Origin of the sequence: Kluyvera georgiana ATCC 51603, from assembly GCF_001654985.1 — a bacterium.
In the GTDB taxonomy this organism is placed as follows: Bacteria; Pseudomonadota; Gammaproteobacteria; order Enterobacterales; family Enterobacteriaceae; genus Kluyvera; species Kluyvera georgiana.
Map to the genome: position 1 here is coordinate 20,501 of NZ_LXEU01000032.1, position 7,235 is coordinate 27,735.

Here is a 7,235-nt window from a genome sequence, read left to right on the forward strand (position 1 = left end):
TCTGGCTATTGGTTCCGGCTATCAGAATAATCATTATCACCTTGCTTAAATGAACTTGATAATCATTCTCATTCTGTTAGCCTAAAACATAGCAAAGGCTATGTTTTTGAGGCAGAGAATGACAAACAGTCGCATTGAAACTAACAGCTGTCGTACCGCACGCCGTATGCGGCTGGCGCTGATGGGGCCGGCATTTATTGCCGCGATCGGCTATATCGATCCGGGCAACTTTGCGACCAACATTCAGGCGGGCGCCAGCTTTGGCTACCAGTTGCTGTGGGTGGTAGTGTGGGCCAACCTGATGGCGATGCTGATTCAGGTGCTTTCAGCAAAGCTGGGTATCGCCACGGGGAAAAACCTCGCGGAGCAGATTCGCGACCATTACCCACGACCGGTGGTCTGGTTCTACTGGGTGCAGGCGGAAATTATCGCCATGGCGACCGATCTTGCCGAGTTTATCGGTGCGGCGATCGGCTTTAAGCTGATTCTGGGCATTTCGCTATTGCAGGGCGCGGTGCTGACCGGGATTGCCACCTTTTTGATTCTGATGCTTCAGCGCCGTGGGCAAAAACCGCTGGAAAAAGTTATCGGCGGCCTGCTGCTGTTTGTGGCTGCAGCCTATATCGTTGAGTTGGTGTTCTCTCAGCCCGCGCTGGCGCCGCTGACCAAAGGCATGCTCTTGCCATCGTTGCCAAACGGCGAGGCGGTCTACCTGGCGGCGGGCGTGCTGGGGGCAACCATTATGCCGCACGTTATTTATCTTCACTCATCGCTGACCCAGCATCTGCACGGCGGCAGCGCTAAAGAGCGCTATCAGGCCACCCGCTGGGACGTCGCTATCGCCATGACCATCGCCGGCTTCGTGAACCTGGCGATGATGGCGACCGCCGCAGCGGCTTTCCATTTCCACGGACATACCGGGATTACCGATCTCGATCAGGCCTACCTGACGCTTGAACCGCTGCTCAGCCATGCGGCGGCGACTATTTTTGGCCTCAGCCTGATCGCGGCCGGTCTCTCCTCTACGGTGGTGGGTACGCTTGCCGGCCAGGTGGTGATGCAGGGCTTTATTCGCTTCCACATTCCGCTCTGGTTCCGCCGCGCGGTCACCATGCTGCCGTCGTTTATTGTCATTCTGATGGGGCTGGATCCGACGCGTATTCTGGTGATGAGCCAGGTGCTGTTGAGCTTTGGGATTGCGCTGGCGCTGGTTCCGCTGCTGATTTTCACCAGCGACCGCAAGCTGATGGGCGAACTGGTCAACACGCGGTGGATTAAACGCCTCGGCTGGGCGATCGTTGCGGTGGTGGTGGCGCTGAACGGCTGGCTGCTGCTGGAAACCCTGCTGAATTAATTTCCCGATTGCCGTGACCCGCGACAGGTCACGGTTTTTCTGGCGTTTTTTCGTTACGCTGTGCTTTGCGTTTAACCTCAGCGAACGTTCATGAACTCTTTTGATCTCTCTTTTCTCAAATACCTTCAGGATAACAGCCCGCTCGCGGTCGATAGCGCGGTGCTGCGCTTTGGCAAAACGCTTTCCACCCTGAAGCGAACGATGAAAGAGCTTAACGAACTGCTGCCGAATGAAGCGCATCTCCATCAGGATAATGCATTTATTACGACCGGCATCACCTACAGTGATTACATCCAGTTTTTACAGCGCGTGCGTTTTAACCGCTATCTCACGACGGGTGAAGAGCGCGTTCAGGATCTGTTTGTTGCGCTCTGTCTGCACGATGTGGTCAATAAAAATGAGTACTATAAAAAGTTCTATGTCAGCGCCGGGACGGTGAAAAACGATAATCCGCTCATGCTCAACCGAGTGCAGGAAAGTGGGTTAACGCTGCTGAGCATACCGAGAAAAGGTTCGCAGCTGGTGGGCGATGAATTCAGTCTGCGTCTGGCTGCCTGTCTGTCGATTCTGAAAACCGTCGAGATCGGTACCGGTCATCAACTGATTGCGCATCAGGCCAACGAGCCTATCAATCGTTCCATTGCCGAGCAGTTTCTCCATGAGTGTGCGCAGGAGATTACCCAGGCGGCGACCTATTATGAAAAGGTCATCAGCCCGGTGATTCACCTTGGCTACAACGGGCGGAAATATCTGCTGGTCTATCTCAGCCTGGCGCTACAGCGTATTCGTCGCGGGCGACTCATTCACGACAGCTCGGCGGCGGCATTTCTGACCACCTATCCCTACCGCGTGCTGGCCGAGAAAGATGAAAATGCCTGCCTGGATATGCTTATCGCTTCGCTGACTTTTACCTGGCGCCCTTTTACGCTCTACGACGCGCGGCTGGTTGGGTTCGTTAAGCAGGCCTGCGAGATGATGTCCCACGGTCTGAAGGCAACGATTCACAATCACCACGGCTGGTTTGCCGAAATTTACCACTTTATCTATGCGGCCATTGTGCAGAACAAACTGCGCCTGTGGTTTGATGATAAAAAGTTGCACGATGTGCAGCGCCGTTATCCGGACCTCTGGCTGCACGTTCAGCGTGCGCTGCGGGAAATTGAATCGCGTTGGCAGATGTCATTTTCGGCGATTCATCTGGCGACCCTGGTGCTGATTATCAAAAAGCATGAACTGAAAAATCGCGTGGTCAGCGATGTGAAAAAGCGCGTCATCATTGTGACCAACTCATCAGAGAGTAAAGTGGGCTACTTCAAAGAGGTGCTGCTTTCGCGTTTTCACATTGAGGTGCTGGCCTGCGTCAACATCAACGAGCTGGACAGGCTCCAGCAGCAGGATTTCGACCTGTTAATTGCCTTTACCAATAAAATTGCCAGTCATCTTCGCCATGCTCAACTGAGCTACGTGAAGGTGAATTTCTATCTGACGCAGGATGATTTTCAACTGCTGCGTGAGCACGGGTTGAGCCCGGCGCGCAAAAAAATACCCGTTGACGCGTTCGTGCAACAGGTACAGGGGATGAGCCCGCAGGCGCTAAAAACCTTCCTCGAGCAGCACTACGGCGACGTCTTTATTTAACCCGCGGCTGGCGCACGCCGCGACACCATACCGCGTGCAGTTCATGTTCGGCGTTAAGCACCAGAATATCGGCATCTTTGCCGGGGGTCAGGCTACCTTTGCGATCCGCCACGCCCGCGAGGATGGCGGGATTGAGACAGGCGACCTGCGCCGCTGACACCCAGCCGTGCGCCAGACGCTCCACCACGTTCTTGACGGAATCCAGAAAACTCATTTCCAGCTTGCGTACTTCCGGCCAGTCTTCGGCGCGGATGGTGCGGGTGCAGCCGTGGCAGTCGGTGATTTCCAGCGCATGTTGGCGGATACGAAATGTCTCCTGGCGCAGATAGTGATGAAACTCGAAGCCTTCGGGAAAGTCGACGTAGCCAAGACAATCGCTCATCATCACCAGTCGCCGATCCTTTTTCAGCCGATAGAGGATATCGAATACCTCCGGGCGCAGGGTAATTCCGCTTTGTTTTGCCACTTCTGCGTAGGTGTCTTCATAGTACATCAGCGCTCCCACCACGCCGGGCTCGCGGTGGTGTAGGCCGCGCATGGCGCTGAAGGCGTGTGTAAAATGACTCAAACCGGCGGTAATTGCCTCGCTGATTTCGTCAAACGTCGCATCGGTATGGCCCGCGGAAACGGTGACGCCGGATTGATGCAAATGGCGAATCAATGCCAGCGCTCCGGGAAGTTCCGGGGCCAGCGTCATCAGGCGGACGTGGCCGCGCGCGGCGCGCTGATAGCGCTCGAATCCGGCTATGCTGGGGGGCTGAACGCAGTCCAGGCGCTGCATGCCGATAAATTTCGGGTTGATATACGGGCCTTCCATGTGGATACCGACCGCTTCAGCACCTTCGGCTGGCGTGGCTTGCGCGATCCATTCGGCGGCGGTGGCCAGGCTTTCGCACAAGAAATCCTCCGGCTGGGTGGCCGAGGTCGCCAGCCAGGCCGTTACCCCCGCTTGTACTAAATCCTGACTCATGGCGCGCAGCGAGTCCCGCTCTCCCTTCCAGGCAAATGAACCTCGCCCCCAGCCGTGGACGTGGATATCGACAAACCCCGGCATCAGCATCGCATGGTGATAGTCGATGACGCGGCCACGCGGTGTTTCATCGATGCCGGTAATTTTATCGCCGCAGATGTGAAGGTAGCCGGACCGTATGCCATCCGGCGTCACAATTCGCTGACTGGCGAGAGAGAGCAGGGTGTCAGTCACCATGGGCCTCCTGTACGCGCGCGGCGGTTTCCAGCGCCATCTCTGAGCACAAACCGATGTAGTGCGATGGATCAATCAGCGCGTCAATTTCCGCCTCGGTGAAGTTCTGCTGAATCACCGGATCCTGGCGCAGCACCTCGCCGTAAGGAATGCCTTCATGGGTACTGCGCATCGCCAGTTGGTAAACGCGCTCGTGCGCCGCATCTTTGCCGAGCTTCGCCACCAGATGCATCATGATTTTTTCGCTATTGATTAAGCCGTGGGTCAGCTGCACATTTTGCTGCATCCGCTCGGTGTTGATCACCAGCGTGCGGGTCAGTTCCTCGGCGCGCATAACGATCTCGGCGATGCACTCCATGCTCTCCTGAATATTGCCATCAAAGATAAAGTAGGCCGAGCTATCTGCCTCGAAGGGGCGTGGGCTGACGTACAGGCACGAGGTATGTACGGAGTAAAGCTTTTGTGCGTTAGCGATAATGCCTTTTGCCAGTTTCGGGTTGACCTTCTGCGGCATGGTACTGCTGCCGACGGTCCCTCTGGTAAAGGCTTCGGACACTTCGCCAAATTCTTCACTCGAAGTCTGGTAAACCTCTTCGGCAATTTTGTGCAGGGTAGTGGCAAGCAGGCACAGGTTGCTGATGTACTCGGTGCGATACACGCGCGAGTTGCGCGATGGAATGGCCATTGCGTGCATGCCTAAGGCTTTCGCTACGCTCTCCTGTACCCGTCGACCGGTTTCTCCGGTTGCGTGAAATGCGCCGACGGCGCCTCCCATCATCACGGTGAAGACCCGTTTTTCCGCTTCTTGCATACGCTGCTGGGCGTTGAGGAGTTCATCAATCCAGACGGCGGCTTTGTATCCCCAGGTGATGGGCAATGCATGCTTACCGTGGGTGCGTCCGGCCATGAGCGTGGCGTGATGCTCGCGCGCCATATGGGCCAGATTGCGCAGAATGTCATCAACGAAACCTTGCAGCACGACGTTGAACTGCTTCGCCAGATACAGCTGGGCCGTTTGCTGAATGTTCTGCGTGGTGACGCCATAGTGCACATACTTACCGCTTTCACTGTCGCAGGCTTTGACCAGCACTTTGATCATCGGTACAAAACCATGGCCAATTTCGCGTAACAGGCGTTCCATCTCGACCAGGTCGATATTCTCAACCCGGCAGTTGGCGGCGATATTCGCCGCCGCGCTGGCAGGAATCATCCCGTGCTCGGCCTGCGCCAGCGCCAGCGCGGCTTCGACGTCCAGCCATGATTGCACTCGAGCCTGCTGACCGAGCAGGGCTTTCATGCCGCGATCGTCAATGGTTTTACTTTTTGAATCATACAGTGCGCGCATTGCCGCCTCCTGGTTATTTATTTCGCGCCGACAATGCGGTCGTCAACCGCGTTGCGAACAAATTCTACGTGTGGGCCAAAAACCACGTGAACATGGTTGCTGGAGGGAATAAAGGTTCCCAACGAGCCGGACTCTTTGAGGATATCCATGTTGATTTTCTTCTGATCCTGCAAATCGATACGCAGGCGAGAAACACAGTTTTCGACGCGTTTGATGTTATCCCGGCCGCCGAGACCTTCAATCACCATGGCGGCGACCTTGTCGTATTCTTTATTGTTCAGTAAGGTGCTATCGGCAATTTCACTTTCGCGGCCTGGGGTCTTGATATCGAATTTACCGATTGCAAAACGGAACACGAAATAAAACACGACGAAGTTCACAATACCGAGAAGAATTAAATTTACCCAATGCGTATTTTCGTACATCAAGCCAAAAATGCCGAAGTCGAAAATGGTACCGCGAATATAACCGATGGAGACTTCCAGCATCTGTAGTGGGATAGTGAGTAAGCCACACAGCACCGCATAAACGATAAACAGTTTTGGCGCAATAAACAGGAAAGAGAATTCCAGCGGCTCGGTAATATTCCCCAGCATTGCCGTGAGTACGACGGTGAGAATCATCCCTTTAGCAAATTTCTTATTTTTGAAATAGGCCATATGGTACATCGCCAGGCCGATAGCCGGCACGCGGAACAGGGTCGTCAACATCTGTGAGGAGGCCAGGTAGCTGGTCAACGTAGGCATATATTCTTGCCACGCGGGGTGTGAAGGGCCCAGCTCAAAGAGGATCTTGTTCATTGCGGGCAGAATGCCGACGTAGGTTTGCCCATCAATAAGGTAGGTACCGCCCGCGGCGGTGAAGCGCACGGTGGAGCTCAGTACGTGATGCAGGCCGAACGGTATCAGCAGGCGGTTAAGCGTCATGTAGATGCCGGCGCCAATGTCTGGTGCCATCATAATGGTTGAGACGGCGCGCATTCCCGCGGTAAAAAGATCCCAGATAAAGGGGATGATCAGCCCAACGGGTATGGCAAAGGCAATCGCCAGAATCGCCACTGATTTCTTGCCGCTGAAGAATGCAAAGGCCAGAGGCAGCTGCAGCCGATAGAAGCGGTCGGTAATTTTGGCTGCCAGCAGGCCCGCGATAATGCCGCCCAGCGCCTCGATTTTTAGCGTCTGTACGCCAAGTACCATGCCCTGGCCCACCAGTGAAAGATCTTCTTTCGCCAGTGTCCCTGCGAGCTTGAGATGCACGTGCATGGCAATCAGCAACGTTAAATAGGCGACGACCGAGGCGAATACCGCAATGCCTTTTTCTTTTTTCGACATGCCGTAGGCAACGCCCATCGCAAATAATAAAGGAATATTATTAAAAACGACGCTGCTGATTAAGCCCAGTGATGATAAAACCGCTTTGAAAATATCATTACCCAAAAAGGGGAGTTTATCGATCATATAGCTCTGGCCAAGCGCCGAGCTGATTCCCATGACCATCCCGACGGGGGCTAATACCGCGATAGGTAACAGAAGTGAACGACCGAATGTCTGAATTTCATTTTTAAAATTAGCATTCATGATGTTAATCCTGACGTGAAATATCTTGACGATAAGATACTGGCAGGATTTTTTTGCTCAAGGGCAAATGCTGATAAATAAGAAGCGCAGGATTTGACCATAAAAAAAGAGCCCGTA

General features: G+C 54.4%; 5 protein-coding genes. 2 read left to right on the forward strand and 3 right to left on the reverse strand.

Translation table 11 applies throughout. From position 1 onward, the window contains the following. Window positions 1-118 precede the first annotated feature (118 nt). On the forward strand, window positions 119-1,354 hold the full coding sequence (locus tag M989_RS07125; RefSeq protein WP_064543730.1) for an Nramp family divalent metal transporter: 1,236 nt from the start codon (window positions 119-121) through the stop codon (window positions 1,352-1,354). Between the two features lie 90 nt (window positions 1,355-1,444). Further along, on the forward strand, window positions 1,445-2,992 hold the full coding sequence (locus tag M989_RS07130) for a BglG family transcription antiterminator (protein WP_064543731.1): 1,548 nt from the start codon (window positions 1,445-1,447) through the stop codon (window positions 2,990-2,992). Here M989_RS07130 and nagA read toward each other — a convergent pair. Genes nagA through M989_RS07145 form a run of 3 tightly spaced genes read right to left on the reverse strand, consistent with a single transcriptional unit; the run spans window position 2,985 to window position 7,118 of the window. Then, a complete protein-coding gene (gene nagA, locus M989_RS07135; protein WP_245191234.1) occupies window positions 2,985-4,199 on the reverse strand; it encodes an N-acetylglucosamine-6-phosphate deacetylase in 1,215 nt (404 codons plus the stop codon). The two genes, M989_RS07130 and nagA, sit on opposite strands and share 8 nt — an antisense overlap. Then, window positions 4,189-5,541: a class-II fumarase/aspartase family protein gene (locus M989_RS07140; RefSeq protein ID WP_064543733.1), complete on the reverse strand. Its 1,353-nt coding sequence runs from the start codon at window positions 5,539-5,541 to the stop codon at window positions 4,189-4,191. The genes nagA and M989_RS07140 overlap by 11 nt, the downstream gene beginning before the upstream one ends. A gap of 17 nt (window positions 5,542-5,558) precedes the next feature. Continuing rightward, window positions 5,559-7,118, reverse strand: coding sequence for a PTS transporter subunit EIIC (locus M989_RS07145; protein ID WP_064543735.1), 1,560 nt, complete (start codon window positions 7,116-7,118; stop codon window positions 5,559-5,561). Window positions 7,119-7,235: the final 117 nt, after the last annotated feature.

What these genes read in the sequence shown, in the direction of transcription:
- M989_RS07125 (WP_064543730.1), top strand. Translation starts at nt 119, where the DNA reads ATGACAAACAGTCGCATTGAAACTAACAGCTGTCGTACCGCACGCCGT.
- M989_RS07130 (WP_064543731.1), top strand. Translation starts at nt 1,445, where the DNA reads ATGAACTCTTTTGATCTCTCTTTTCTCAAATACCTTCAGGATAACAGC.
- nagA (WP_245191234.1), bottom strand. Translation starts at nt 4,199, where the DNA reads ATGGTGACTGACACCCTGCTCTCTCTCGCCAGTCAGCGAATTGTGACG.
- M989_RS07140 (WP_064543733.1), bottom strand. Translation starts at nt 5,541, where the DNA reads ATGCGCGCACTGTATGATTCAAAAAGTAAAACCATTGACGATCGCGGC.
- M989_RS07145 (WP_064543735.1), bottom strand. Translation starts at nt 7,118, where the DNA reads ATGAATGCTAATTTTAAAAATGAAATTCAGACATTCGGTCGTTCACTT.